Genomic DNA, 26,270 nt, shown 5'->3' with positions numbered 1-26,270 from the left:
ACCTTGTTGATGGTTGGAGGTGGTGCCGTCAGATCAGCGCGACCGTGACGTCGATGTTGCCGCGGACGGCCTTGGAATAGGGACAGGTCTGATGCGCCTCATCGACGATCCCGCGCGCGATCTCGCGATCGAGGCCGGGCAGGCTGACATCGAGGCGTGCCCTGAGGGAATAAGCGCCCTCGTCGAGCACCAGGTCGATCTCCGCATCGATCGCGCATTTCCTGGGGAGCTCGATCTTCCGCTTGCGGGCCGCGATCTCCATCGCGCCCTCGAGGCAGGCCGACCAGCCGGCCGCGAACAATTGCTCGGGATTGGTACCGATGCCGGTGCCGCCCGGCGGCGACAGCTTGACATCCAGGCGGCCGTCGGAACTGCGCGATATCCCGTCCTGTCGCCCGCCGCTGGTGTGGGTCCGGGACGTGTAAAGCAACTTTGCCGCCTGGGTCATGAAGGTCTCCTTGCCGTCGCACAACTGACTAGCAGCGGCTGCCGCGACACACCCGTTGGGACTTGTGAGAAGTTGTGAGGTCTCGGTTCGCGCTCCTCAAAGGGCCTGCATTCGCGGTCTGATCGCGGCGGCGGACGGCCTTGCCGGATTGCGATCATCTGGCTATCCGATCCGCTCGAAGGGATCAGGATTCCGCCATGATCGAGCCGGCCGGCACCGCAACGGGAACCCTCTCGTTTGGGCCATTCACCGTGACGCCAAATGAAAGACTTGTGACGCGCGACGGCGTCGCGCTGCCGCTCGGCGCAAAGGCCTTCGACACGCTGCTCGCACTGATGTCGCGGCCGAACCAGGTCGTCAGCAAGTATGATCTGATGGCGCTGGTGTGGCCCGGCATGACGGTCGAGGACGCCAATCTCCGCTTTCACGTCGCGGCGCTTCGTAAGGCCCTTGGCGACGGCAAGGACGGTGCCCGCTACATCACCACACTCTCCGGCCGCGGCTATTGCTTCGTGGCGCCAATCTCGCAGGTGAATATCCCGGCAGAGCGGCGCACCGCCGCGCAAACGGAATTGCCGCCCGTCAAACTGCCGAACCGGCTGCAACGGATGGTCGGGCGCGACGATGCGGTCGCCGCCGTCTCCGACAGGCTCGTTGGCTCGCGCTTCGTCACGATCGCCGGCCCGGGCGGTGTCGGCAAGACCGCCGTTGCGGTTGCGATTGCTCACGATCTGCTCGCGACATTTTCCGACGCCGCACATTTCGTCGATCTTGCCGCGCTGAGCGATCCCGATCTCGTGATCACCTCGATCCTGCTGATGCTGGGCTTGCCGGCGCAAACCGAGGATCCTCTGCCTGCCCTGCTCGCGCATCTCAGGGACAAGCGGATGCTGCTGATCCTCGACAATTGCGAGCACGTCATCGCCACGGCGGCGCCGCTGGCCGCCGACATCTTCCACGCCGCACCGCATGTCCATATCCTGGCGACGAGCCGCGAAGCCCTGCGGGTCGAGGGCGAGCAGGTCTATCGCTTGGCGCCGCTCGCCGTTCCGCCCGACAATCCTGGGCTGACGGCGGCCGCGGCGCAGACTTATCCCGCGCTTCAACTCTTCCTCGAACGTGCCACGGCCGGCGGCGCGCAGATCGCGCTCGACGATGTCAATGCCGCGATCGTCGCCGGGATCTGCCGCAAGCTCGACGGCATGGCGCTGGCGATCGAACTCGCCGCCGGCCGCGTCGAAGCCTACGGCCTGGAGCAGACCGCAGCACTGCTCGACGAGCGCCTCAATCTGCTCTGGCAGGGCCAGCGCACCGCGCCGCCGCGACAGAAGACGTTGCAGGCGACGCTGGCATGGAGCTACGGGCTCTTGTCCGACATCGAACGCCTCGTGCTGCGCAGGCTCGCGGTTTTCGCCGGTCACTTCACCATCGACGCCGCACTCGAGATCGTGCCGGACGAACGTGTCGACCGCTCCCGCCTGTTCGACGCCATCGACGGCCTGGTGGCCAAGTCGATGGTCGCGGCGCGGCCGGTCGGCGCCATGATGCGTTACCGTCTGCTCGACACGACGCGCGCCTATCTGCTCGAGATCGAGCCTGATGACGCGGCGCTCGCCGCCCGGCACGCGACCTATTACCGGCAATGGCTGGAGCAGGCCGGCACGACGTGGGCCACGGTGCCGAGCGCCGACGAGCGCGCGATCCACTTTTCCGCGCTTCACAACGTGCGCGCGGCGCTGGACTGGTGTTTTGGCATGGACGGCGATGCCAGCATCGGCATTGCACTGGCCGCAGCTGCAGCGCCAATTTTTCTCGCGATGTCGTTGCTGGTCGAGTGCCGGCGCTGGTCTGAACGGGCGCTGCTTGCGATCGATCCCTTCTCGCGCGGCGGCGCCGAGGAAATGCACATCCAGGCCGCGCTCGGACTGACCTTGATGTTCACGCGCGGCGGCAGCGAAGCGGCGCGTGCCGCCTTGAGCCGAAGCCTTGCGATCGCCGAGGCGCGCGGCGACGCGCCGAACCAGCTCCAGCTGCTCGGGCGCATGCATATCTTCCACGAGCGGATGGGACAGTTCGACGCCGCGCTCGGCTATGCGCAGCAAAGCCTTACGGTCGCCGGGACACTCGGCGATGCCGCCTCCCTCGCCCTCGCCCATTCGCTCCTCGGTGTCTCCTTGCATCTTGCCGGCGAGCACCGCGACGCGCTGACGATGCTGGAGGCCGCCTGGCATGGGCCGGGCACGGAACGGATCAGCACCGTCTATGGCTTCGATCACCGCAACCGGGCCGGCATCTCGCTCGCGCGCGAGTTCTGGTTGCAGGGCCGCCCCGCGGATGCGCTGCAACTGGCCCGACAGACGGTCGTCGAGGCCGCGCAGATGGACCATCCGATCACGCTCTGCATTGCGTTGATCTGGGCGGTCTCGATCGATCTCTGGAGCGGAGACCTCGATGCCGCGGAAGAGAACATCGACCGCTTCATCGCCCATGCCGAATCGCGCTCCATGGGCCCCTATCTTGCGGTCGGCCGCGGCGTCAAAGGCGAACTGGCGATCCGGCGCGGCCATGCCGCCGAAGGCGTCGAGACGATCGGGACGTGTCTGCGTGAGCTCCACGATGCCGGCTACGAGCTGCTCACCACGACGTTCAACATCGCGCTTGTTCAGGGCTTGATGGCGCTTGGGCAGATCGAGCGGAGTGCGGGCCTGATCGACGATGCGATCCGCCTCGTCGAGCAAAGCGGCGATCATCTGTACATGCCCGAGCTGCTGCGCATGAAGGGAAGGGTTCTCTTGGCGAGGCCCCAGCCCGACGCTGATCAGGCAGAAGCCCACTTCGTCCAATCACTGGAATTGAGTCGTCGCAAAGGCGCCAAAGCCTGGGAGCTGCGGGCCGCGATCGATCTCGCGGGGCTCCTTGCCGAACGCGGCCGGCGCGAGGAAGCGAAGCGATGGCTTCAATTGGCGTATGAAGGCTTCGCCCAGGGCTCAGAGACAGCCGATATCCGGGCCGCCGACAAGTTGTTGCAAACATTGTGACGCGGACTCGGTGCAGCTCGTGTCCTGGGCGCGCTGCAACGCTCTTGCGTTGCTGCGCAGAACCGGGACCCAGCAGTGACATGATACAGTGCGGCGAGATGGGCCCCGGCTCTGCAGCGCATCGTCGAAGGGACGCTGCGCTGCGTCCGGGGCACGAGAGCGGAGTATGTCGCACGTTCTCTCCACATCGTCATTGCGAGCGCAGCGAAGCAGTCCAGAATCCCTCTGCGGAAAGACACTGGATTGCTTCGCTGCGCTCGCAATGACGGAGCAAGGGGCAGCATCGTCATCCTCCAATGCAGATTCAACTTGCAGACACACCTTCGCGTCCTCGCGGCGTGTTTCGCCCGAGCTTTGCTTCGTCACTCCACCCTCTTGTCCAAGAGGGCGCAGGGAAGGCCGGGTGCCGGCTGGCACCCGCGGTCCGCTGCGCGAAAATGGTGCGCAAGGAAACCGCACAGCAGCATACAGGTGGTGCCAATCACTCGGCCTTCCCTGCGCGATGATTGGACGGCTTGTGCCGTGCTCTCCCGGGAGCCGAGTTCCTTTTGGCCTCCCTCGTCCCGACGAAAGTCACCGACACCGCGCCGGTTGACGCAGATGCCGCATTCGCCAGGGCTTGACCGTAGCAACGACGGCCAGGACCACACGGTTTTGCCGTACGCACGGCTCGCCATTTCGCCGCAGTTTTTCCAGCCCTGTCGACAGAGCCGGAAACTTACAGACGAGACGAAGCCTAGCAGCGCCGCTCGTCGGAACGAAGCCTTGGGCTCACGGAGAGCAATCCGCCCTGCCCTTAGCCACTCGTACCCGAACGCTGCCGCGTCCACCGCAAGCCCGGCTCGCGAACGTGACGACCACAAGATCGCCCCTCAAGGATGAGCCGGGATGAGCGACACATACGCTAAAACCGAATTTCGGCAAAGTGGAATATTTTTGGGCATAAGGATTGACAGCCGCGCGACACAGGCGCGGTCCCGTAGCCCGGATGAGCGAAGCGATATCCGGGGTTTTCGCTAGCTAGCCGCACTAGCGGTCCCGGATGTCGCTTCGCTCATCCGGGCTACAGGCTGCGAGAGGCCCTCTTCCAGGCTCACCCTGTCGGGGTACCCTGCTTCCACTGGCCGCCGGCAATTTTCGCGGCAGCGATCACGGCTTGGGTCCGGCTTTCGACGCCGAGCTTTTGCAGGATCGCCGAGACATGCGCCTTGATGGTGGCCTCGGAGACGCCGAGCTCATAAGCGATCTGCTTGTTGAGCAATCCCTCCGACAGCATCATCAGAACCCGGACCTGCTGCGGCGTCAGCGTCACCAGCCGGTCGCGCAGGCGCGTCATGTCGGGGTCGGCGACTGCCGACAGATCGGTGTCGGCGGGAACCCAGACGTCGCCCTCCATCACCTTGAGGATGGCATCGCGCAAGGTCTCGACGCCGAATCGCTTCGGAATGAAACCGGAGGCGCCGAAATCGAGCGAGCGGCGGATGGTGGCGCTGTCGTCGGACGCCGATACGATCACCACCGGAATGGCCGGATATTGCGCGCGCAGATAGATCAGGCCGGAAAAGCCGGAGATCCCGGGCATCGAGAGGTCGAGCAGGATCAGGTCGACGTCGGAGGTCTGTTCCAAAAGTTTGGTCAGATCCTCGAACGATCCAGCCTCGTCGATCCTGGCCGAGCTCAGGACGCCCGCCACCGCCTGCCGCAGCGCGGCGCGGAACAATGGATGGTCATCGGCAATGACGAGATGGGTGGAGGGAGCGTTCATCGTTCTCTTGCTGGCAATCGCACCGGGCCGGTAGGCCGGCGCAGGGCCTTGGTCAATTGTTTCCCGACCAGCCGTGGCATGCAAGTGGACATTATCCCTTTGCGGCAACGGGGTTAATCCACAGGCCGGCACTATGTTGCCGGATGGAACGCCCGCGGCGTCAGGTGAGCGTCAGTGCGAAAGGCCGAAAGTCGTATTGGGGCGGGTTTCACGCCAATGTTACCTTGGGGGCAAGGCTTGGGTTGATCCGGCATGACCGGACATCCAGGGCGCGAGGAAACGATTTTTCGGGGAGCGACTCAACATGTCGACATTGGCTGTGTCTCAAGCAGGCGCGGGAGGGATGACGAAGGACGAACGGTTCGTCATTCTCGCCTCCTCGCTCGGTACCGTCTTTGAGTGGTACGATTTCTATCTCTACGGTTCGCTGGCTAGCATCATCGGCGCGCAGTTCTTCTCGGCCTATCCGCCGGCAACCCGCGACATCTTCGCGCTGCTGGCCTTCGCGGCGGGCTTCCTGGTGCGCCCGTTCGGCGCAATCGTGTTCGGCCGTGTCGGCGACATCGTCGGCCGCAAATACACCTTCCTCGTCACCATCCTGATCATGGGTCTGTCGACCTTCATCGTCGGCCTGCTGCCCAATGCGGCGACCATCGGCATCGCGGCCCCGATCATCCTGATCGCGCTGCGTCTCGCCCAGGGCCTGGCGCTCGGCGGTGAGTATGGCGGTGCGGCGACCTACGTCGCGGAGCATGCTCCGAACGGCAAGCGCGGCTACTACACCTCCTTCATCCAGACCACGGCGACGCTCGGCCTGTTCCTGTCGCTGCTGGTGATCCTGTTCACGCGCTCCGCGCTCGGCGAACCCGACTTCGCGGCATGGGGCTGGCGCATTCCGTTCCTCGTCTCCGTGCTGCTGCTCGGCGTCTCGGTCTGGATCCGGCTCCGCCTCAACGAATCCCCGATCTTCCAGAAGATGAAGGACGAGGGGAAGAGTTCGAAGGCCCCGCTGACGGAAGCCTTCGGCAACTGGCAGAACGGCAAGCTCGTGCTGCTGGCGCTGCTTGGCGGCGTGATGGGCCAGGGCGTGGTCTGGTACACCGGCCAGTTCTACGCGCTGTTCTTCCTGCAATCGATCCTCAAGGTCGACGGCTACACCGCCAACCTGCTGATCGCCTGGTCGCTCCTGCTCGGGACCGGCTTCTTCATCGTGTTCGGCATGCTCTCCGACAGGATCGGCCGCAAGCCGATCATCCTCGGCGGCTGTCTGATCGCGGCGCTGACCTTCTTCCCGATCTTCAAGATGATCACCACCAACGCCAACCCGGCGCTGGAAAAGGCGATCGAGTCGGTCAAGGTCGACGTCGTGGCGGATCCCGCAGGTTGCGGCGACCTGTTCAACCCGGTCGGCACCCGCGTCTTCACCTCGCCTTGCGACACCGCGCGTGCCTACCTGTCGCAATCGTCGGTCAAGTACTCGACCACGCCAGGTGCGGCCGGCTCCGGCGTGAAGGTGATGGTCAACGGCAAGGAAGTTGCCTACGCCAACGCCAAGGACGGCAATCCGGCAGTCCTCGCCGCCGTGCAGGCAGCCGGATATCCGAAGGCCGGCGATGCGGGCATTGTGAAGATGGCGCATCCGTTCGACATCTTCCGTCCGCAGGTGGCGGCGGTCGTCGGACTGCTGTTCGTCCTGGTGATCTTCGTCACCATGGTGTACGGCCCGATCGCCGCGATGCTGGTCGAACTGTTCCCGACCCGCATCCGCTACACCTCGATGTCGCTGCCCTACCATATCGGTAACGGCTGGTTCGGCGGCCTGCTGCCGGCGACCGCCTTCGCCATCGTGGCCTCGACGGGCGATATCTATGCGGGTCTCTGGTATCCGGTCATCTTCGCATCGATTACCGTCGTGATCGGCTTGTTCTTCCTGCCGGAGACCAAGGACGTCGACATCAAGTCGACCTGATCGACGCAGGTCGAGATCAACACCAACCGGCCGCGGTTTCCGCGGCCGGTTTTGTTTTGAACTCCAGATTCTTTGTTTTGACGCGTTTTCTTGACGCGAACCGGCAGCCACTTCGCTCGAAAACGCGCTACTGATTGCTGCCGAGAAATTGCAGCACCACCTCGCGCCGATGCGGGCGGGCGCGATGCTCGATCAGATAGATCGCCTGCCAGGTGCCAAGCGCCAGCCTGCCGTTCAGCACCGGCACCTGGAGCGATGTCCCCGTCAGCATGGTTTTGATATGCGCCGGCATGTCGTCCGGCCCTTCGGTGTCGTGAGTCCAGCCCGCATCTTCATCGTCGGGCGCGAGCCGCGCCAGCACCGTAGTGAGGTCGACCAGCACCGACGGGTCGGCATTCTCCTGGATTGTCAGAGACGCCGAGGTGTGACGGATGAACAGCGTGAGCACGCCGTCCCGCGCATGAACGTCGGCGATGAACCGCGCCGCCTCGGCGGTGAGGTCGCTGAAGCCGCACCCCGGCGTCTGCACGGTCAGCAGCGAAGATGCGATGGTGGTGGCCGGCCCTGACGACGGCGCCGAGCGCGAGATGGATTTGGCTGATGTCATCATCATCACTCTCAATTCGGAAAGCTGCCGTAGGGTGGGCAAAGCGAAGCGTGCCCACCGACTCACTCAACGGAGACGCAAATGGTGGGCACGGCGCTTCGCGCCTTTGCCCACCCTACGGCATCTCACCACGCGCTAAATCTTCCCCGAGACGTCCTTCTGCACGCGGTTGGCCATGTCGATCAGGCGACGCCAGGCTTTTTCCAGGAACGACATCACGCGATCGACGTCCTGGTCGCTCGGCAGCGGGATCTCGATCCTGCGCTCGCCCTCGGCGGCCTTTGGTTCTCGTGCTTGCGGCTCCGCCTTCTTGAGCGGATCGGTTTTCGGCAGCGCCTCGTCGATCTTGCCTGACACGGTCGGCCCCGCTGCGAGCCGTCCCTTCAGCGTCTCGACTTCGGCCTGGAGCCTGCCGATCTCGGCGTCGAGCGCGCTACGTTCATCGGGCACCGCGTAGCAGGCCCAGCCGGCGCCGCTCTTGGTGCAAGTCGACACCGTCCCGGTGCGGCTGTCGAGCCGCAGCACGCCCTCGGGGATGGGGGTCATGCTGTAGCGGCCGTTTTCGCTGTCGGGCGCGGATTGCGCGGCGAGGCAGCCGGCGCTGACCGCCATCGCCGCGGCGAACGCCGCCGCCGCAAGCCATGATGCTGTGGATGAATTCGTTGGTCTCATCGCGTTCTCCGCCACGACGCGCCGGCAGCACTTCCAAAGGTGGCGCTCATAAAGGTGGCACGTCTCGCAAATTCTACACCCCGGCGAGGCGATCCGCCGCCCAAAACGCGCCCTTGACATGAACGATCTCGGCGCCCGCTTTGATCCCGGCAGCCGGGCGAAATGGCGACGGCGTCCGCCGATCAAGCGGAGACCTGCTGCGGTGCGGCGTCACGCTGTGCGCAGCGCCGCCGCTCGCGCCGATATTTCCAAAGAAATCAGATACATAACGGGAATGGACGCAATCGTGACTTGGCTTGACTTGATTATGGGCCATCAGTATGGTCCGCGCGGCTTTTGAGGGTGGCGGGCGCAATTTCCATTCAGCCGCGGCGTTTCGGGTCTTCGTTGCATGACACAGGGCACGGGACACGGCGAGAATGGAGATCGCGATAGATCGCCCGAGGAAGCTGCGCTTTCCGATCGGCTCGGAAATCTTGATCAGCGGTTGTCCGAATTTCGCGGCCGCCACGTTAAGACCGAGCAACCCGCAGGTGACGGTGAGGACAGAGCGGCCAGAGCCTCGGCGATGGCGCTTGGTTTCCGGTTATCCTCCGAGTTGGTCGCCGGGGTCGTTGTCGGAGCGGGGATTGGCTGGGGTTTCGACCGCTTGCTGTCGACGTCGCCTTTCGGATTCATCGTGTTCCTGCTGCTGGGCTTCGTCGCCGGCGTGGTGAATGTGGTGAGAACGGCAGGCGCGGGTCAAAACAGGCGCGGTGGTTCTTAAGCGATCCACTCCAGGAGAGGAATGATCGTGCCGGCTTGAGCCGGTACGGGCCGGGCCCGACCGGCAGACCGAGACCCGCCGGCATCGCCCGGCAGACCAAGAGATGCCGCGCTGATGAAAATCGATCCGATCCACCAGTTCAACATCGAGCCTCTCTTCACCCTGGGCCATATCGGCAACCACACGATCGCCTTCACCAATTCGTCGCTCTACATGCTGGTGGCGGTCGCGATCATCTCGATCCTGATGCTCGCCAGCGGCACGCAGCTGGTTCCCGGCCGCCTGCAGTCGGTCGCCGAGATCTCCTACGAGTTCGTGGCCTCGACCATCCGCTCGACGGCCGGCTCGGAAGGCATGAAGTTCTTCCCGCTGATCTTCTCGCTGTTCATGTTCATCTGCGTTTCGAACCTGGTCGGCATCATCCCCTACACCTTCACGATCTCGAGCCATCTGATCGTCACCGCGGCCCTCGCGCTGCTGGTCTTCTTCACGGTGCTGATCTACGGCATTGCCAAAAACGGCCTGAAATTCTTCTCGATCTTCGTGCCCCACGGCGTCCCCGGCTACATCCTGCCGCTGGTGATGTTCATCGAGATCCTGTCGTTCTTCCTGCGGCCGGTCTCCCACAGCGTCCGTCTGTTCGCCAACATGCTGGCCGGCCACATCGCGCTGAAGGTCTTCGCGGGCTTCGTCGCCATGCTCGGCTTCTCGCTCGGCGCCCTCGGCTGGGTCGGCGGCGTGCTGCCGCTGGCGCTCACGGTCGCGCTGTACGCTCTCGAGATTCTGGTCGCGTTCCTGCAAGCCTATGTGTTTGCGATCCTGACCTGCATCTACCTCAACGACGCCATTCATCCGGGACACTGAGCGGTCCGGGGAATTTCCACCCAAAACCCAATCTTTCTTCCAAGGAGTCTAAAATGGATCCGGCAGCAGCAAAACTTATCGGCGCGGGCATCGCATGCATCGGCATGGGCGGCGCGGGCGTCGGCGTCGGCGTGATCTTCGGCAACTACCTCGCCGCAGCCGTTCGCAACCCCTCGGCCGCTCAGGGCCAGTTCGGCAATCTGATCTTCGGCTTCGCCGTGACCGAAGCGCTCGGCATTTTCTCGCTGCTGATCGCGCTGCTGCTGCTGTTCGTTCCGCTCTGAGGACGATTTTCGCGCCGCTTCAACCGAAGCGACGCGCATGACAGCAACAGGAGTACTCCATGGCTGAAAGTCATGGCGGCGCAAAAGGTCCGGCGGCGGGCGCTCACACCGAGGCTGACGGTGGTCACCACGGTGGCGGTTTTCCGCCGTTCGAGAGCAGCACCTATGCTTCGCAGCTGGTGTCGCTCGCGATCTTCTTCGTCGCGCTTTACGTGATCGTGTCCAAGCTCGCTCTGCCGCGCGTCGGCGGTGCGATCGAGGCGCGTCAGAACAAGATCGAGGGCGACCTCGCCGAAGCGCAGAAGCTGAAGGACCAGTCCGAAGCGGCGCTGAAGGCCTATGATAGCGAGCTTGCTTCGGCACGCTCGCGCGCGCAGGCCATCGGCAACGAATCCCGCGACAAGGCGAATGCGCAGGCGGACGCCGAGCGCAAGGCTTTGGAAGAGCAATTGGCGGCCAAGCTCGCCGAGGCGGAGAAGACCATCGCCTCGACCCGTGCGACCGCCATGAGCAACGTCCGCGGCATCGCGGCCGATGCGGCAGGCACCATCGTGCAGCAGCTCACCGGCGTGGTTCCGGACGCGGCATTGGTCAATGCCGCCGTTGATGCGTCCTTGAAGGGTTAATCGATATGTTCTTCGATCCTGAAACCTGGGTCGCCATCGCCTTCGTGATCCTGATGGTCGGGTTCGGCTATCTCGGTGTCTTCAAGAAGGCCATGACTGCGCTCGACCATCGCGCCGATCGCATCAAGGCCGAGCTCGACGACGCGACGCGCCTCAAGCAGGAAGCCGCCAAGGTACTCGCCGACTACAAGGCGCGCACCGCCTCGGCCGAACGCGAGGCCGCCGACATCATCGCCAACGCGAAGAGCGAAGCCGAGCGCATCGCAACCGAGGCCAAGGCCAAGGTGGAAGATTTCGTCGCTCGCCGCACCAAGACCGCGGAGGGCAAGATCGCGCTCGCCGAGGCCCAGGCGGTGGCCGATGTCCGCGCCGCAGCCGCCGAAGCCGCCGTCCAGGCCGCCTCCACCATCCTGTCGCAGTCGGTCAGGGGCCAGGTCGCCGACGATCTGCTCGCCAAGGGCATCACCGAGGTCCGGCAGAAGCTGAACTGAGGGGCTTCGCCTTCACCCATCAAAAAGCCGGCGCGATGAGCGCCGGCTTTTTTGTTGGTATGGCTTCTTCTCGTGTCCCGGACGCGGCCCAGCGTGTAACGCTGCTCCGCAGAGCCGGGACCCATGCCTCACACGATAACGCTGACCGCAACATGGGCCCCGGCTCTGCGTCGCACCGCTGCGCGCCTGCGCCGCGTCCGGGGCACGAGACCGCCCTACTTCTTCTTCACCCGCGCCTTCGGCTCGGGCGACAGCGCCTGCGGATCGAAGCCGACATAGAAGATATAGCTATCGGCGTCCTTGGCCGAAGGCATCGGATAGACCAGATCCTCGGCCACGAAGGTGAACGGCACGCTGCCGCCCTCCGACATTCCGACCGTGGTCCGGTAGGCCTTGGAAGCGATCACCTTCTCGCCGACGCCGCCCTGCACCACGGCGACGCGCAGCGGCACCTCGACGGTCGCAGGCGCGCCGGCGGGACCGGCAATGACGCGGCCCTGGATGCCGATCCGGGCCGTGATATCGCCGCCATCGCGGGCGCATTCGCGCGCCATCTTGGTGATGGTGGCCTGAAAGCGGATCTCGTTGCCGACGGCCGGCTTGCCGGTGGCACCGACCGCATAGGTGGAGGCTCCGGCACGCACCGTGACCTGCGGGCAATCAAGATCGTCATCGGCCGCCGGCTGGCCTGGCGCAGGTGCCGGCTTGGGTTGAGCCGGCTCGTCCGACTTGCCGCCGAACAGGCCCTTGAATCGATCGGTCAGCGACTGCGCCGCAACCGGCGAGACGGAGACGAGTGCAACCGACAACGCCAGCGCGACCGCCGCCCCCCGCCGCAACGCATTCCGCGATGACCGAAGCTCCTGCACCATCAACACCCACACTCCATGACAACATCACGGCCGATCACCGGCCGGGTTGCGCCGTTATATCGTCAAAACCGGCGAACCCAAGGCAGGCACACAGGAGACTTTGGTCACATCAACGAACGGCTCAGCCGCGGAAATCCTCGTGCAGCAGGCCGAACAGCAAATGGTCCTGCCAGACCCCGTTGATGCAGAGATAGCGGCGCGCCAGCCCCTCGCGCGAGAAACCGCACTTCTCCAGCACCCGGATCGAGGGCGCATTGGTCGGGATGCAGGCCGCCTCGACCCGGTGCAGATTGAGCTCGCCGAACAGCGTCGGCAGCAGCACACGCAGCGCGGCCGTCATGTAGCCGCGCTGGGCGTGGGGCTTCCCGACCCAATAGCCGATGGTGCCGGCCTGGACGATGCCGCGGCGGACATTGGCGAGCGTGATGCCGCCGACCATGGCGCCATCAAGCTCCCGGAAGATCAGAAAGGGATAGGACCGGTCCGCGGCGATGTCCTCGGAATAGCGGCGCAGGCGACGGCGGAAACCGGAGCGCGTGAGATCGTCCGACGGCCAGATCGGCTCCCAGGGCGTCAGGTAATCGCGGCTGGACTCGCGCAGATGGGCCCACTGCAGGAAGTCCGACATCTGCGGCGCGCGTAGCAACAGGCCGTTGCCGCGCGGCGCGAGAGCGGCGGGTCCACTGGATGGCAGGCGAAAGAGGGCCATGGTGATGCTTCCCGGGGGCGGATCAACCCGTGCGCGGCTCCTAATGCAGCCGCGCCTTGGCGCGTGCCCGGGTCAATCCTTCCGCAAAAGACACCGCCGTGTCCAGACCCCTGCCACTGCCTAATGCGACAACCGCGGGGCGGCTGCGCGAAAGCAGTGCACGCGCCGCATCCCGGGTCGATTCGACGCTGACGGCGTCGATCCGGGCCACCAGCTCCTCGGCGGTCTGGGGCCGGCCATAGGCCAGCACATGCCGGGCGAGCTGCTCGGCGCGGGACGAGCAGCTCTCCAGCGCCATCAGCAGCCCCGCCTTCATCTGCGCCTTCGCCCGCGCGATCTCGACCTCGGTCAGGGTCTCGACCGAATCGTTCATGATGTCGACCACGACCTCCATCATCTCGGGCGCGTCGGCCGGATCGGTGCCGGTGTAGAGGCCGAAAAAGCCGGTGTCGGTATAGGGGGCGTGGAACGAGTAGATCGAGTAACAGAGGCCGCGCTTCTCGCGCACCTCCTGGAACAGCCGCGACGACATCCCGCCGCCGAGGATGTTGGTGAAGACCTGGAGCGAGAACAGCGACAGATCGGTCTGCGGCACGCCCTCCAGCGCCAGCGTCAGATGCGCCTGTTCGAGCTCGCGATGCACCACCTTGGTGCCGCCCTTGCCGAACTGCGCGGGTTGCGGCTTGGGACCCGCTGTCCCCTCAAAACTGGCAAAGCGCTGCTCGACCTCGGCGACCACCTGCTTGTGATCGACCGCCCCGGCGGCCGCCACCACCATGTCCGGCCCGCGGTAATGCGTCGACAAATAGTCGCGCAGCGAGTCGCGGCTGAAGGCACGCAAGGTCTTCGCGGTGCCGAGCAGCGAGCGGCCCATCGGCTGGTCGGGATAGCAGAGCTCGTTGAGGTGCTCGAACACGACGTCGTCAGGCGTGTCCTGCGCCGCGCCGATCTCCTGCACGATGACGTTCTTCTCGCGCTCGAGCTCGTCGGGCTCGAAGGCCGGATTGGCCAGGATGTCAGCGAGCACGTCGAGCGCGAGCGGCACGTCAGCCTTCAGCACCCGCGCATAATAGGACGTGGTCTCGGTCGAGGTGCCGGCGTTGAGGTCGCCGCCGACCGCCTCGATCTCCTCGACGATCTCGCGCGACGAGCGCTTCGTCGTGCCTTTGAACGCCATATGTTCCAGGAGATGCGAGATGCCGTGCTCGTTGGGCTTCTCGTCGCGCCCGCCGACGCCGGCCCAGACGCCAAGCGCCGCGGTCTCGAGATGGGGCATCTTGTCGGTGACGACGGTCAGGCCGGACGCAAGCTTGGAAATCTCGACGCTCATCCGGCAACTCCCTGTTTCGCGGCGCGGCTGACCGACAGCACGAACCGCTCGACCTCGGCCTGGTCGTTCTTCATCACCTTCATGTGTTCGGATTTGGTCATCAGACCATCGAGCCAGGCCGGCAGTTGCGGCCGCTGGCCGCAGGCCGCTTCGACCGCATCGGGGAATTTGGCAGGATGCGCGGTGGACAGCACGATGCTGGGAACCGTCCTGTCCGTGGTGTCGCGGTCGGCGACCGCAAGCGCGACCGCGGTGTGGGGATCAACCAGCTCGCCCGCCTCGCGCCAGGCGGCGCGGATCGCGGCCGCGGTCTCGGTCTCGTCGGCGCGGCCTGCGTCGAACCCCTCGCGGATCGCGGCCAGCGTCGCATCGGGCAGCACGAAGCGGCCGGATTGCTTCAGCGAATCCATCAGACGGCGCACGCCGGCGGCATCGCGCCCGCCGGCCTCGAACAGCAGCCGCTCGAAATTCGAGGAGATCTGGATGTCCATCGACGGCGACGCCGTCGCGTGGACCTCGCGTACCTCGTAGATCCCGGTCTTCAGCGTGCGCGCCAGGATGTCGTTGACGTTGGCGGCGATGCCCAGGGTCCGCACCGGAAGACCCATGCGCTTGGCGACATAGCCGGCAAAGATGTCGCCGAAATTGCCGGTCGGCACGACGAAGTCCACCGCGCGCGCGGGTGCGCCGGCGGCAACGGCGGAGGTGAAATAGTAGACCACCTGGGCGACGATGCGCGCCCAATTGATGGAATTGACACCGGACAGCGAGGTCGCATCGCGGAAGCGATGGTTGTTGAACATCGCCTTCACGATGGCCTGGCAATCGTCGAAATTGCCCTCGACGGCGAGCGCATGGACGTTGGCCGCGCCCGTGGTCGTCATCATCCGCCGCTGCACCTCGGAGATGCGGCCATGCGGGAACAGCACGATGAGATCGACATTTTCGAGCCCTGCGAACGCGTCGACCGCAGCACCGCCGGTGTCGCCCGAGGTCGCGACCACGATGGTGGTGCGCTGGCCGCGCTTGGCGAGCACGTGGTCCATCAGCCGCGAGATCAGCTGCATCGCCACGTCCTTGAAGGCGAGCGTCGGACCGTGGAACAGCTCAAGCACAAACTGGTGCGGCGCCATCTGGCGCAGCGGCACCACCGCCGGATGGCGGAAGGTGGCGTAGGCCTCGTTCGCCATGCGGCCGAGCTCGGCGTCCGAGATCTCGCCGGCGACGAAGGGGCGGATCACCTCGACCGCGACCTCCCAATAGGGACGACCGAAGAAGCCGGCGATGGCGTCAGGCGAGAGTTGCGGCCAGGTGGCCGGCACATACAGGCCGCCGTCGCGAGCGAGCCCGGTCAGCATCACGTCGCAGAAGCCGAGTTCGGGGGCCTCGCCCCGGGTCGAGATATAACGAGTCAAACTGCCCTCCAAAGGCCGGCCGAGCCTGGGCTCGATCCGCAAGCCTTTGATTTTACGAAATTACTTGTTAACAGCCAGAGGCTTTGGGCCACCATAAAGTGTTTTGCGGCATCAGGAAACCGCTTCGCGCCTGGGGCCATTCAAGGAAAAAGGCTGCCAACGAAAAACGCTGCCAACGAAAAGGGCTGCCAACGAAAAGGGCTGCGGCAATGCCGCAGCCCTCTCTTGGAAGGTCTGTCGTTGTGTGCAGACCGGTTCGGCCTCTTGGGGTCACCGACCCGCAAAAACTGTTCGCGCAAGCTTTCGTCGGCTGTCACGACATCGTCAAGGGACAAAACGGGATGTGCGAGAAAATGTTCCTGTTTTTCCCGACACGCTTCGGCGCGGGCAAACGTTCGCGAGCGGTCTTGCGTCACGCACTGCCATTATATCCCGAACGATCGGACAGTTCGGGAACGAACGATGGCTGCGCTCATTGTGTCGGCGGATGGTATCGGCGCTATCCATGCATTGCCCGGCTGAGCGCCGAGACCGGTCCGCCCGCCGAACCGGCAGCATCCTGGAGCAGCCGGTTCGGCGCCCGGGCGTCAATTCATCCCGATTTCCACCGCGATCCGGATCAGGTCGGAATGGTTCTTGGCACCGAGCTTCTGCTTGAGCAGGGAGGTGGTGTTGGCGACGGTCTTGTAGGAGATACCGAGCGCCTCGGCGACCTCGACGATCTTGTCGCCTCGACCCAGCAGGCGAAGAATCTCGAGCTCCCGCGGCGTCATCTGCGAGGCAGGATTGGCCTTGATCGCCGCGCCGGAAAACGTCACGGCTTCCGCGAGCTGCGGTGAGATGAAATTGTCGCCCGCAACCACCTTGCGCACCGCTTTGAGCAGGATCCGGGGATCGTCGCCCTTTGAGACGTAGCCTTGCGCCCCAAGCTCGACCGCCCGCACCACGAAGGCCGGATCGTCGTTCATGCTGAACATGATGATCTTGGCGTCAGGATCGTCCTTGCGAATGCGCCGCATCAGTTCAAAGCCGGAGACGTCGGGCAGGCTGATGTCGATCACAGTGACGTCGGGCCGCTTGCTGACATAGGCGCGATGCCCGGATTTGGCGTCGGTCGCCTCGTCGATCCGGATCGAATGGTCGGTGGCGAACAGGGTGCGGCAACCGGACAGCACCACGGGATGGTCGTCGACAATCAGGACGCGGGTCGCCGGCTTGGCAGTATCTTGCATTGTAATTCTCTAGTTTTTCGACTCATAAACCGACGGGAACAAATGGAAAGAGCAAAATCCCCTGACGCGCGTTAGAATTGACCTAATGTGGCAACGCTTCTCGTTCAGGACCCAACTGTTTCTGCCGCTCGGCTTGAGCTTCCTCGCCGCGCTGATCATGGGCGGCGTGCTGCTCCAAACCTTCGCGACCGGCCAATTGGCGGACGAGAACGAGCCGGGGCGGCGTTCGATTCAGACCATTGCCGCCGCGCTCAACAATACCCTGCGCACCTCGAACAACCCGCGGCAGACGCTCGACGCCTTTGTCCATTCTCTGGACACCTCCTCCGATATCCAATTCCGTGCCGTGGAGACGGGTCCCGCGTCCTCAGCGAGGGACGGCCTGCGCAAGCCGCATGGCGTACCGCAATGGTTTGTCGACCTGCTCACCATTCCGGACATGGACGCGGCGGCTCCGGTGACGATCGGCGGCCAGCGTGTCGGCGATCTCGTCTTCCTGCCGGACCTGTCGGCCGACCTGTTCGAGAAGTGGATCGGCTTTCTCGCGCTGACCATCCTCGTTGCCGTGCTGATGGTGCTCACCGGCACCATTGCCTATGTTTTCGCGGGATCGGCCCTGCGCCCGCTGCAAGATCTCGGCGAAGGACTCACGCGGATGCGGCGCGGCGACTACGCAACGCCGATCCCGGTCAGAGGACCGCCGGAAATCCGGCAAAGCTGCGAGGAGGCCAATGCGCTGGCCGAAACGCTGGCGCAATTGAGCCAGGATAATCGCGACCTGCTGCACCGCCTGGTGTCGCTTCAGGACGACGAGCGGCGCGATCTCGCGCGCGAACTGCACGACGAACTCGGTCCGTTGCTGTTCAGCATCCGCGCCGGCACGATCGCATTGGCCGACGCCTCGCCCCCGGCGGGAAATCCCGGCAGTTCGGCGCAGGATGTGTTGCAATCGGTCGAGGCGCTCCAGCAGACCAACCGCCGCATCCTCGACCGGTTGCGACCGCTCTACATCGAGGAATTGGGTCTGGAGACCACCGTGCAGACGCTGCTCCGGAATTTTCGCAAGCAGGCGCCGTCTATCGACCTGACGGACACGATCGATCCGGATCTCAACGCGATCGGCGGGCCGCTGGCTCAGACCGTCTATCGCGTGATTCAGGAGGCGCTGACCAACGTGCTGCGTCATGCCGGCGCCAGCAATGCCCATGTGCAGGCGACCTTCGCCGGGGAGACGGTCGTCATCGAGATTTCCGACGATGGCGGCGGCTTTCCCGAAGGTAATGTGTTCGGCCGCGGCCTGACCGGCATGCATGAGCGCGTGCGCGCACTCAGCGGATCGCTGTCACTGCTGCGCGTGGACGACAGGACTTATGTGCGCTGCCGCCTTCCCGCCGAGCCGGCACGCGAGGCGCCGGTCACCGGCTAGAGCCTTTTCGAGCGAAGTGGATACCAGTTCGCGTGAAGAAAACGCGTCAAAACAGAATCTGGTGTTCGGTTCTGATTTAATCAGGACGGAAACTCTAGCACGCCCAGCCAAGCTGCGCGTTCTGTCGCGCCGGCTCGCACAGCGTGGTGCGGATCTTGCCGTCCGGACTAAAACAAAACGAGGCGCGGAAGCGTAGCGCGCCGGCGACGGAATATTCGAGATCGACGCCGTGTGGCGCAGGATGGATTTCCTCCAGCCCGAAAACGACCGACGAGAAAGCGCTGAGCCGCGGCTGCCAATAGGCTTCGAGCTCGCTCCGGCCGCGATAGCGCTGCGTGCCGTTGCACGTGCATTCGACATGGGCGTCGTCCGCATAGAGGTCGAGGAGCGCCGCGAGGTCGCCCTTCCTGCAGGCATCCACCCAGTCGACGACAATTCCCATCTGGTCGAAATCGCTCACGCTGCAATCCTGTCGGCCGCGGAAAAACGATGGCGGCTTAGGACCACACTCGTGAATGTGCGCTGAATGGTAAACCCCGGGCGATACCGGGTTCCCTGGCAGGGCTGTCGCATATGAAGAAACATATTCGACTGCGGCCATCCTTCGAGACGCCCGCCTGCGGCGGGCCCTCAGGATGAGGGATGAGTATGCGGCAGCATTTCAACGCGGATGGATGCAGCTGAGCCTCATCCTGAGGAGGCCGCGAAGCGGTCGTCTCGAAGGATGAGGCGTTCGCTCTGGCGCCGCCGAGACGTCATATGCGATAGCCCTGGGTTTCCTGAGTGGATCTACGGAGCTCGGCCCCGTCGCCGCCCTCTTGCCCAAACGGCGAAGGCGATGAGCACGGCGCCTGCAAGCGTGAACCAGGTGATGGCGTATTGCAGGTGATCGTCCTTGAGATGCACGTCGAGCGGCCCCGGCCGCGGAATGCCGTTCCCGGGCGCGGGCTGCTCGAGGTCGACATAGAACGGCGCAACCGCGCCCCAGCCCAGCGCGCTCGCGATCGCCACGTGATCGCGCACGAACCACAGCCGCTTGTCGCGGTTCGCCGCCGGGGTCAGCCAGCCAGGTGCCTCGGGGAAGCGCAGATAGCCGGTGAACGAGACCGCCTGCCCCGTGACGAGCTTCTTGACCGCGCGATCCTCGACGCTGCGATCCTGCATGGTGTTTTCGACGAAGCCCGCATCGATGACCACCGTCTCTCCGCTCGGCAGCCGCGCCGGCAGGAACGCCCAGGTGCCGGGGCCTGACGCATCCTTGCGTACGGCGGATCCGGGGGAATAGACCATCGCATCGGGCAACGGCGCATAGGTCGCGGTAAAGCTGACACGGCGGAATTCATCGCGCGCGGGACTTAGCGCGGCCCATCGCGCCGGCGGCGGCAGAGCGACCGGTGCCTCCGCGAGACGCTCGGTGAGTGCGGCGATCAGCTCGTGCTTGGCGATGCGGCGCTGCAATTGCCAGATACCGAGCACGATGCAGACCGCAGTCAGGAATAGCGTGAACAGCGCGAAGCCGGCCACGCGGGGCTTGCGCACGGTCTCGTTCATTTCGCGCGGTCGACCAGCCGGCCCGGTGCCGCCTTATGGTGGAATTGCAGCGCGATCAGCAGCGACTTCATAGCGCGCAACGGCAGCAGGGTGGTCGCAAGGATCAGCGGCAGCCACAGCACCGCATGCAGCCAGTACGGCGGCTGGTACTTGACCTCGACGACGAGCGCGCAGCCGACCACGATCGCACCGGCCAGCATGATGATGAAGATCGCCGGACCGTCACCGGAATCGATGAAGGCGTAGTCGAGGCCGCAATGCTCGCAGGACGGCGCAAGCGTCAGGAAGCCCGCATAGAGCTTGCCCTGGCCGCAGCGCGGGCATTTGCAGGCAAGCCCGCGCAGCGCGCTCTGCAGGACGGTGGCTTGCGACTCGGACGTGTCGTCGGCTTTGTTCATGATGACAGGGTCTATCACAGTTTCTGCCGAAACCCCTGCGCGCAGAAAAGCAAAAGGGCGGCCCCGGGGCCGCCCTTTCTCGATCCGAAGTCAGCCCGCTCAGTGCGCGCCGTGGGCCATGGTCTCGGCGCCGTGTCCCCAGACATAGATGCAGAGGAACAGGAACAGCCAGACCACGTCGACGAAGTGCCAGTACCAGGCGGCGAACTCGAAGCCGAGATGCTGGGTCGGCGTGAAGTGGCCGGCATAGGCGCGGAACAGGCACACCAGCAGGAAGATGGTGCCGACCAGCACATGAAAACCGTGGAAGCCGGTCGCCATGAAGAAGGTCGCGCCGTAGACGTTGCCGCCGAAGGAGAATGCCGCGTGGCTGTACTCATAGGCCTGCACGCAGGTGAAGAGCGCGCCGAGCACGACGGTGAGGATCAGGCCATACTTCAGGCCCTGGCGATCGTTCTCGAGCAGCGCATGGTGGGCCCAGGTCACCGTGGTGCCGGAGGTGAGCAGGATCAGCGTGTTCAGGAGCGGCAGATGCCAGGGATCGAAGGTCTCGATGCCGTGCGGCGGCCAGGTGCCCGGCACGGCGCAGGCGCCGGCCGCTGTCCCGAGACCACAGCCGAACACCGCATCGCGGGTGGCGTGGACGGCGTCGGCCGGGAACAGCGCCGCGTTGAAATAGGCCCAGAACCAGGCGACGAAGAACATCACCTCCGAAGCGATGAACAGGATCATGCCGTAGCGGTGATGCAGCTGCACGACGCGGGTGTGGTCACCCTTGTACTGGGCTTCCCTGATCACGTCGCCCCACCAGCTCGCCATGGTGTAGAGCACACCGACGGTGCCGACACCGAAGATGATCGGCGCAGCCGAGAACATGTGGTGCATCCAGGTGATCGCGCCGACCGCCATGATGAAGGCGGAGATGGAGCCGACGACGGGCCATGGCGAGGGATCGACCAGGTGGTAGTCGTGATGCTTGGTGTGCGCCGTTGCCATTTGCGGTCTCGCTCCTCAATCCCGTGCCTGTCAGGCACTTATCCCCTTATGTCCAACCCCGGCGCGTGAGCCCGGAGATCAGAGATTTCCCTTGCGTTTGTCGTCTTCGCTGGCCGCGAGCGGCTTCACCACCGGATCCTTCACCGGATAGAACGTGTAGGACAGCGTGATCGTGTTGAGACCGTCGTTCTCGTGGTCGTCGGTGATCGAGGGATCGACGTAGAACACCACCGGCATCTCTCGCTTCTCGCCCGGCGCCATGGTCTGCTCGGTGAAGCAGAAGCAGTTGATCTTCTGGAAATAGGATCCGACCGTCAGCGGCGCGACATTGTAGGCGGCCTGGCCTGCGGTGGTCCGCGCGGCCTGGTTGGTCACCGTGTAAAAGACGGTCACGACCTGGCCGATATTGACCTCGATCTCGCTCTGCTCGGGCTCGAACTTCCAGGGCAGGCCGGGCGCGACGTTGGAATCGAAGCGCACCGCGATCTTTCGTGCGATCGGACCGCTGGCCGGCGCCGAGGTCGCGACCTGGGTCGTGCCGTTGAAGCCGGTGGCGCGGCAGAACCAGTTGTAGAACGGCACCGCCGCGTAGGAGGCGCCGACCATCAGCGCGACCACGCCGCCGCAGATCGAGGCGACCACCACGTCGCGGCCAAGCCCTTTGGAAGGCCTGCGGCCTTTGGCGGCCGTCCGGCTCTGATCCTGCGATATGGTCGGCTTCTGATCCATGTTTCCTACATCGGCCGGACGAGCACGGCCGGCCCCTTGACCATGGTGACGGCGAAGAACAGCACCACGAGCACACCGAGCGCGAGTGCGATCGCGATCGAGCGCTGACGACGGCTCTTCTTCTGCGCCTCGGTGAGGACGATTCCATCTATCTCGGGTTTGTCGGCCATTCCTGCGATCATGCGCCCCCTACCATCGGCGCGAGCGCCCGGAACACGACCTCGGCCAGCAAGGTCGCAAACAGCGCGAACAGATAAAGGATGGAGAACGCGAACAGCTTGCGGGTCGCCCGCAGCGATTGGCTACGCTCGCGACGCACGTAGACGTTGACGGCGAACGCCAGCATGCCGGCGCCGAGGATCAGCGAGACGATGCCATAGATGGCATCGAAATAACCAAGCGCCCAGGGCGCAGCAGCGACCGCGATCAGCACGATAGTATAGAGCAGGATCTGAAGCCGGGTTGCGTCGGGGCCGGCGACGTTGGGCAGCATCGGAATGCCGGCGCGCGCGTAATCGTCGGAGCGGAACAGCGCCAGCGCCCAGAAGTGCGGCGGCGTCCAGAAGAAGATGATGGCGAACAGCAGCAGCGGCTCGACGTCGACCGTGCCGGTGACCGCGGCCCAGGCCACCACCGGCGGCAGCGCGCCGGCGGCACCCCCGATCACGATGTTCTGCGCGGTCCAGCGCTTCAGACCGATCGTGTAGATCACGACGTAGAAGAAGATGGTGAAGGCGAGCAGCGCGCCCGCGATCCAGTTGACCAGGATGCCGAGCGTCATCACCGAGAAGAAGGCGAGCGTCATGCCGAAGGTCATCGCCTCGGGGCGGGTGATGCGGCCGCGCGGAATCGGCCGGTTCGCCGTGCGCGACATCTTGGCGTCGATGTCGCCTTCGAGCGCCATGTTGAGCGCGCCGGACGCGCCGGCGCCGACCGCAATGCAGAGCAGCGAGGTGATGGCCAGCACCGGGTGGAAATGCCCGGGTGCCATCGCCATTCCGACCAGCGCGGTGAAGATCACAAGCGACATCACCCGCGGCTTCAGGAGCGCGATGTAATCGCCAACCTCCGCTTCGGAGATGCGGGGATTGATGTCGACGGCGTTGTGGTCGAGGACGGACACTAGACTGACTCGCTTGGTTGTCGAGCCGCGGCGCCCGTCACGGGCGCCGCGAGCATTTGCTTACTGCACGCGGGGCAGCACTTCGAACTGGTGGAAGGGCGGCGGCGAGGGCAGCGTCCATTCCAGCGTGGTCGCACCTGCACCCCACGGATTGTCGCCAGCCGGCACCTTCTTCGCGAAGGCGTCGATCACGCAATAGAGGAAGATCAGCACGCCGAAGCCGGAGATGTAGGAGCCGACAGACGAGACCAGGTTCCAGCCCGCGAACGCGTCGGGATAGTCGACATAGCGGCGCGGCATGCCTGACAGGCCGAGGAAGTGCTGCGGGAAGAACACCAGGTTCACGCCGATGAAGGTGACCCAGAAGTGCGCCTTGGCGAGCCCTTCATTGTACATGTAGCCCGACATCTTCGGGAACCAGTAGTACCAGCCAGCGAAGATTCCGAACACCGCGCCCAGCGACAGCACGTAGTGGAAGTGCGCGACGACGTAGTAGGTCTCCTGGAGCACGCGGTCGACGCCGGCATTCGCCAGCACCACGCCGGTGACGCCGCCGACGGTGAACAGGAAGATGAATCCCACCGCCCAGATCATCGGCGCGCGGAACTCGATCGAGCCGCCCCACATCGTGGCGATCCACGAGAAGATCTTCACGCCGGTCGGGACCGCGATGACCATCGTGGCGGCGACGAAATAGGCCTGCGTCGCCGAGGACATGCCGACCGTGTACATATGGTGCGCCCACACCACGAAGCCGATGCCGCCGATCGCGACCATGGCGTAGGCCATGCCGAGATAGCCGAACACGGGCTTGCGCGAGAAGGTCGAGACGATCTGGCTGACCATGCCGAAGGCGGGCAGGATCAGGATGTACACTTCGGGGTGACCGAAGAACCAGAACAGATGCTGGAACAGCACGGGATCGCCGCCGCCTTCGGGGTTGAAGAACGTTGTGCCGAAATTGCGGTCGGTGAGCAGCATCGTGATCGCACCGGCGAGCACCGGCAGCGACAACAGCAGCAGGAACACCGTCACCAGGATCGACCACACGAACAGCGGCATCTTGTGCAGGGTCATGCCCGGCGCGCGCATGTTGAAGATGGTGGTGATGAAGTTGATGGCGCCGAGGATCGAGGAGGCGCCCGCCAGATGCAGCGACAGGATCGCAAAGTCGACGGCCGGGCCCGGATGGCCCGAGCTCGACAGCGGCGCGTACATGGTCCAGCCGGCGCCGACGCCGTTGGCGCCCGGCTCGCCCTCGACGAAGGTCGACATCAGCAGCAGCGCGAACGAGGCCGGCAGCAGCCAGAACGAGATGTTGTTCATGCGCGGGAACGCCATGTCGGGCGCGCCGATCATCAGCGGCACGAACCAGTTGCCGAAGCCGCCGATCATCGCGGGCATGACCATGAAGAAGATCATGATCAGGCCATGGGAGGTCACGAACACATTGTAGGTGTGCGTCTCGTGGAAGATCTGCACGCCCGGATACATCAGCTCGGCACGGATCGCGATCGACATCGCGGCGCCGATGACGCCGGCGATGACCGCGAAGATCAGGTACATCGTGCCGATGTCCTTGTGGTTGGTCGAATAGACGTAGCGCCGCCATCCGGTCGGATGGGCGTGCTCGTCATGTCCGTGGTCTTGCGCGTGATCGCCGTGTGCCGCTGCGCTCGTTGCCATTTTCTAATCCTGCCTTGCGTCCCGATCGGACCTCTGGAGGTCCCGCCTTATGTCGCTTTCAGTTTCCTCGAACCCTTCGCCCGGCGCTCACTGCGTCGGGCCGGCAGTGGAGGCGTAGGTGCTGGTGCCGCCGCTCGCGTACTTCTTCTTCGCCGTCTCGACCCAGGAGGCGAACTCCTGGTCGCTCACCACGCGGATGGCGATCGGCATGAAGGCGTGGTCCTTGCCGCACAATTCCGAGCACTGGCCGTAGAACATGCCGGTCTTGGTGGCCTTGAACCAGGTCTCGTTGAGCCGGCCCGGAATAGCGTCGATCTTGACGCCGAAGGACGGCAGCGCAAAGGCATGAATCACGTCGGCCCCGGTCACCTGAACCCGGACCACCTTGTTGACGGGCACCACCATCTCGTTGTCGACGCCGAGCAGGCGGGGCTGCTTGTCCTGGGCCATCAGCGAGTCGAACTCGAACTTGCCGTTATCAGGATAGGCGTAGGACCAGTACCACTGCTTGCCGGTCGCCTTGATGGTCAAATCCGCCTTCGGCACGTCGAGCTCTAGGAACAGGAGCCGGAACGACGGCACCGAGATACCGACCAGAATCAGCACCGGAACGAGCGTCCACGCTACCTCGATCAGCGTGTTGTGCGTGGTCCGCGACGGCACCGGATTGGCTCGCGCGTTGAACTTCACGACCACGATCACGAGCAGCGCCAGAACGAACAGCGTGATCAGCGTGATCAGCACGAACAGGAAATTGTGGAACCAGACGATGTTGTCCATCACCGGGGATCCGGACTGCTGCAGCGTCCACTCCCACGCAGCCGGTTGCCCGAGCTCGGCAAATGCCGCACCGCCCGTCGCCAGCGTCAGACCCGCTACGGCCAATCCCAGCAAGTGCCGGCCCACCGGGCCCATCGACATCTTCATGCCGTTCGCGCTCCCCTAACGAAATCACCCCAAGTGCATTCCCCTATTTTCGGGAAACGCTTTATTCGATCCCCCCGTCTGACAAACCGCCGCGCAAGAATACCTCTAAGAGGAATTGGGGCCAGATCGCTAGAACGCCGAAATCAAGCCTCTCAAACCATAATTCTTGATCTATCGCAATGCAGTCTTGAGCCTCGTCTGTCAGCCATCACCCGCAAGATATTTCCTAGTAACATCAGACAAAAATACCATTTCCCGGGATGCTGCCGCTTGACAGCGGAATTGCCCGCGGTAGGCACTGGCGGACAGCCGCACAGGAACCTGATTCGTGCGGGCGACGGCGGCC

The 26,270-nt window shown here is 64.5% G+C and carries 27 protein-coding genes; 8 read left to right on the top strand and 19 right to left on the bottom strand.

Annotated elements, in window-relative coordinates:
- Positions 1-28: 28 nt before the first annotated feature.
- Complete coding sequence (locus tag ABIB91_RS04405; RefSeq protein ID WP_354159684.1) at positions 29-448, bottom strand: organic hydroperoxide resistance protein; 420 nt, start codon at positions 446-448, stop codon at positions 29-31.
- Between the two features lie 197 nt (positions 449-645).
- On the opposite strand from ABIB91_RS04405, the gene ABIB91_RS04400 reads away from it, so the two are divergent.
- Complete coding sequence (locus ABIB91_RS04400; RefSeq protein ID WP_354159686.1) at positions 646-3,486, top strand: ATP-binding protein; 2,841 nt, start codon at positions 646-648, stop codon at positions 3,484-3,486.
- A 1,093-nt stretch (positions 3,487-4,579) separates the two neighbouring features.
- Here the strand turns inward: ABIB91_RS04400 and ABIB91_RS04395 are convergent.
- Positions 4,580-5,251, bottom strand: a complete 672-nt coding sequence (locus tag ABIB91_RS04395) for a response regulator (protein ID WP_007599462.1) — start codon at positions 5,249-5,251, stop codon at positions 4,580-4,582.
- A gap of 343 nt (positions 5,252-5,594) precedes the next feature.
- Between ABIB91_RS04395 and ABIB91_RS04390 the strand changes: the two genes are divergently transcribed.
- Positions 5,595-7,220, top strand: coding sequence for an MFS transporter (locus ABIB91_RS04390; RefSeq protein ID WP_354159688.1), 1,626 nt, complete (start codon positions 5,595-5,597; stop codon positions 7,218-7,220).
- 127 nt (positions 7,221-7,347) lie between these two features.
- On the opposite strand, the gene ABIB91_RS04385 is transcribed toward ABIB91_RS04390, so the two are convergent.
- The 3 genes from ABIB91_RS04385 to ABIB91_RS04375 all read right to left on the bottom strand — a co-directional run bounded on the left by ABIB91_RS04385 (position 7,348) and on the right by ABIB91_RS04375 (position 9,010).
- Positions 7,348-7,827: a secondary thiamine-phosphate synthase enzyme YjbQ gene (locus ABIB91_RS04385; RefSeq protein WP_035995416.1), complete on the bottom strand. Its 480-nt coding sequence runs from the start codon at positions 7,825-7,827 to the stop codon at positions 7,348-7,350.
- 135 nt (positions 7,828-7,962) lie between these two features.
- Positions 7,963-8,499 (bottom strand): hypothetical protein, encoded by a 537-nt coding sequence (locus tag ABIB91_RS04380; protein ID WP_354159690.1) that lies wholly within the window; start codon positions 8,497-8,499, stop codon positions 7,963-7,965.
- A 73-nt stretch (positions 8,500-8,572) separates the two neighbouring features.
- The gene (locus ABIB91_RS04375) at positions 8,573-9,010 is read right to left on the bottom strand and encodes a hypothetical protein (protein ID WP_354160007.1); all 438 of its coding nucleotides are present in this window, start codon (positions 9,008-9,010) and stop codon (positions 8,573-8,575) included.
- Between ABIB91_RS04375 and ABIB91_RS04370 the strand changes: the two genes are divergently transcribed.
- The 5 genes from ABIB91_RS04370 to ABIB91_RS04350 all read left to right on the top strand — a co-directional run bounded on the left by ABIB91_RS04370 (position 8,891) and on the right by ABIB91_RS04350 (position 11,530).
- Entirely contained in the window at positions 8,891-9,265 is a 375-nt protein-coding gene (locus tag ABIB91_RS04370) for an AtpZ/AtpI family protein (RefSeq protein ID WP_007599457.1), read from the top strand. The two genes, ABIB91_RS04375 and ABIB91_RS04370, sit on opposite strands and share 120 nt — an antisense overlap.
- Before the next feature lie 114 nt (positions 9,266-9,379).
- Complete coding sequence (locus ABIB91_RS04365) at positions 9,380-10,129, top strand: F0F1 ATP synthase subunit A (protein ID WP_007599455.1); 750 nt, start codon at positions 9,380-9,382, stop codon at positions 10,127-10,129.
- A 53-nt stretch (positions 10,130-10,182) separates the two neighbouring features.
- On the top strand, positions 10,183-10,413 hold the full coding sequence (locus ABIB91_RS04360) for a F0F1 ATP synthase subunit C (RefSeq protein WP_007599451.1): 231 nt from the start codon (positions 10,183-10,185) through the stop codon (positions 10,411-10,413).
- Between the two features lie 59 nt (positions 10,414-10,472).
- Positions 10,473-11,039, top strand: coding sequence for a F0F1 ATP synthase subunit B family protein (locus ABIB91_RS04355; protein ID WP_007599450.1), 567 nt, complete (start codon positions 10,473-10,475; stop codon positions 11,037-11,039).
- A gap of 5 nt (positions 11,040-11,044) precedes the next feature.
- The gene (locus ABIB91_RS04350) at positions 11,045-11,530 is read left to right on the top strand and encodes a F0F1 ATP synthase subunit B family protein (protein ID WP_354159694.1); all 486 of its coding nucleotides are present in this window, start codon (positions 11,045-11,047) and stop codon (positions 11,528-11,530) included.
- A 215-nt stretch (positions 11,531-11,745) separates the two neighbouring features.
- Here ABIB91_RS04350 and ABIB91_RS04345 read toward each other — a convergent pair whose 3' ends face one another.
- The 5 genes from ABIB91_RS04345 to ABIB91_RS04325 all read right to left on the bottom strand — a co-directional run bounded on the left by ABIB91_RS04345 (position 11,746) and on the right by ABIB91_RS04325 (position 17,088).
- Positions 11,746-12,402 (bottom strand): hypothetical protein, encoded by a 657-nt coding sequence (locus ABIB91_RS04345; RefSeq protein WP_354159991.1) that lies wholly within the window; start codon positions 12,400-12,402, stop codon positions 11,746-11,748.
- A gap of 121 nt (positions 12,403-12,523) precedes the next feature.
- The gene (locus ABIB91_RS04340; RefSeq protein WP_007599447.1) at positions 12,524-13,111 is read right to left on the bottom strand and encodes a GNAT family N-acetyltransferase; all 588 of its coding nucleotides are present in this window, start codon (positions 13,109-13,111) and stop codon (positions 12,524-12,526) included.
- A 40-nt stretch (positions 13,112-13,151) separates the two neighbouring features.
- Positions 13,152-14,441: a M16 family metallopeptidase gene (locus ABIB91_RS04335; protein ID WP_007599446.1), complete on the bottom strand. Its 1,290-nt coding sequence runs from the start codon at positions 14,439-14,441 to the stop codon at positions 13,152-13,154.
- Complete coding sequence (thrC, locus tag ABIB91_RS04330; protein ID WP_354159696.1) at positions 14,438-15,856, bottom strand: threonine synthase; 1,419 nt, start codon at positions 15,854-15,856, stop codon at positions 14,438-14,440. The genes ABIB91_RS04335 and thrC overlap by 4 nt, the downstream gene beginning before the upstream one ends.
- 587 nt (positions 15,857-16,443) lie before the next feature.
- Positions 16,444-17,088 (bottom strand): response regulator transcription factor, encoded by a 645-nt coding sequence (locus ABIB91_RS04325; RefSeq protein WP_007599443.1) that lies wholly within the window; start codon positions 17,086-17,088, stop codon positions 16,444-16,446.
- Between the two features lie 85 nt (positions 17,089-17,173).
- On the opposite strand from ABIB91_RS04325, the gene ABIB91_RS04320 reads away from it, so the two are divergent.
- On the top strand, positions 17,174-18,514 hold the full coding sequence (locus ABIB91_RS04320) for a histidine kinase (protein ID WP_354159698.1): 1,341 nt from the start codon (positions 17,174-17,176) through the stop codon (positions 18,512-18,514).
- 94 nt (positions 18,515-18,608) lie between these two features.
- On the opposite strand, the gene ABIB91_RS04315 is transcribed toward ABIB91_RS04320, so the two are convergent.
- The 9 genes from ABIB91_RS04315 to coxB all read right to left on the bottom strand — a co-directional run bounded on the left by ABIB91_RS04315 (position 18,609) and on the right by coxB (position 25,924).
- A complete protein-coding gene (locus tag ABIB91_RS04315) occupies positions 18,609-18,974 on the bottom strand; it encodes a nuclear transport factor 2 family protein (RefSeq protein ID WP_354159700.1) in 366 nt (121 codons plus the stop codon).
- A gap of 329 nt (positions 18,975-19,303) precedes the next feature.
- Complete coding sequence (locus ABIB91_RS04310; protein WP_354159702.1) at positions 19,304-20,065, bottom strand: SURF1 family protein; 762 nt, start codon at positions 20,063-20,065, stop codon at positions 19,304-19,306.
- On the bottom strand, positions 20,062-20,463 hold the full coding sequence (locus ABIB91_RS04305) for a DUF983 domain-containing protein (RefSeq protein ID WP_007599438.1): 402 nt from the start codon (positions 20,461-20,463) through the stop codon (positions 20,062-20,064). Before ABIB91_RS04305 ends, ABIB91_RS04310 begins: the two co-directional genes overlap by 4 nt.
- Before the next feature lie 99 nt (positions 20,464-20,562).
- A complete protein-coding gene (locus ABIB91_RS04300; RefSeq protein WP_007599437.1) occupies positions 20,563-21,459 on the bottom strand; it encodes a cytochrome c oxidase subunit 3 in 897 nt (298 codons plus the stop codon).
- A 78-nt stretch (positions 21,460-21,537) separates the two neighbouring features.
- Positions 21,538-22,188 carry a cytochrome c oxidase assembly protein gene (locus ABIB91_RS04295; RefSeq protein WP_354159704.1) on the bottom strand — a complete coding sequence of 217 codons (651 nt, stop codon included), beginning with the start codon at positions 22,186-22,188 and terminating at the stop codon, positions 21,538-21,540.
- A 5-nt stretch (positions 22,189-22,193) separates the two neighbouring features.
- Positions 22,194-22,370 carry a cytochrome c oxidase system small membrane protein gene (locus ABIB91_RS04290; RefSeq protein WP_007599435.1) on the bottom strand — a complete coding sequence of 59 codons (177 nt, stop codon included), beginning with the start codon at positions 22,368-22,370 and terminating at the stop codon, positions 22,194-22,196.
- Positions 22,367-23,311, bottom strand: a complete 945-nt coding sequence (locus ABIB91_RS04285; RefSeq protein WP_219684755.1) for a heme o synthase — start codon at positions 23,309-23,311, stop codon at positions 22,367-22,369. The genes ABIB91_RS04290 and ABIB91_RS04285 overlap by 4 nt, the downstream gene beginning before the upstream one ends.
- A 60-nt stretch (positions 23,312-23,371) precedes the next feature.
- Complete coding sequence (gene ctaD, locus ABIB91_RS04280; RefSeq protein WP_007605061.1) at positions 23,372-24,997, bottom strand: cytochrome c oxidase subunit I; 1,626 nt, start codon at positions 24,995-24,997, stop codon at positions 23,372-23,374.
- A gap of 87 nt (positions 24,998-25,084) precedes the next feature.
- Positions 25,085-25,924: a cytochrome c oxidase subunit II gene (gene coxB / locus ABIB91_RS04275; RefSeq protein WP_007599432.1), complete on the bottom strand. Its 840-nt coding sequence runs from the start codon at positions 25,922-25,924 to the stop codon at positions 25,085-25,087.
- Positions 25,925-26,270 lie beyond the last annotated feature (346 nt).

The sequence above is a fragment of the Bradyrhizobium sp. JR4.3 genome (genome assembly GCF_040547695.1).
Taxonomy (GTDB): Bacteria; Pseudomonadota; Alphaproteobacteria; order Rhizobiales; family Xanthobacteraceae; genus Bradyrhizobium; species Bradyrhizobium canariense.
Note: the sequence above shows the minus strand (reverse complement) of the source record. Positions and strands in the feature narration are given on the sequence as shown.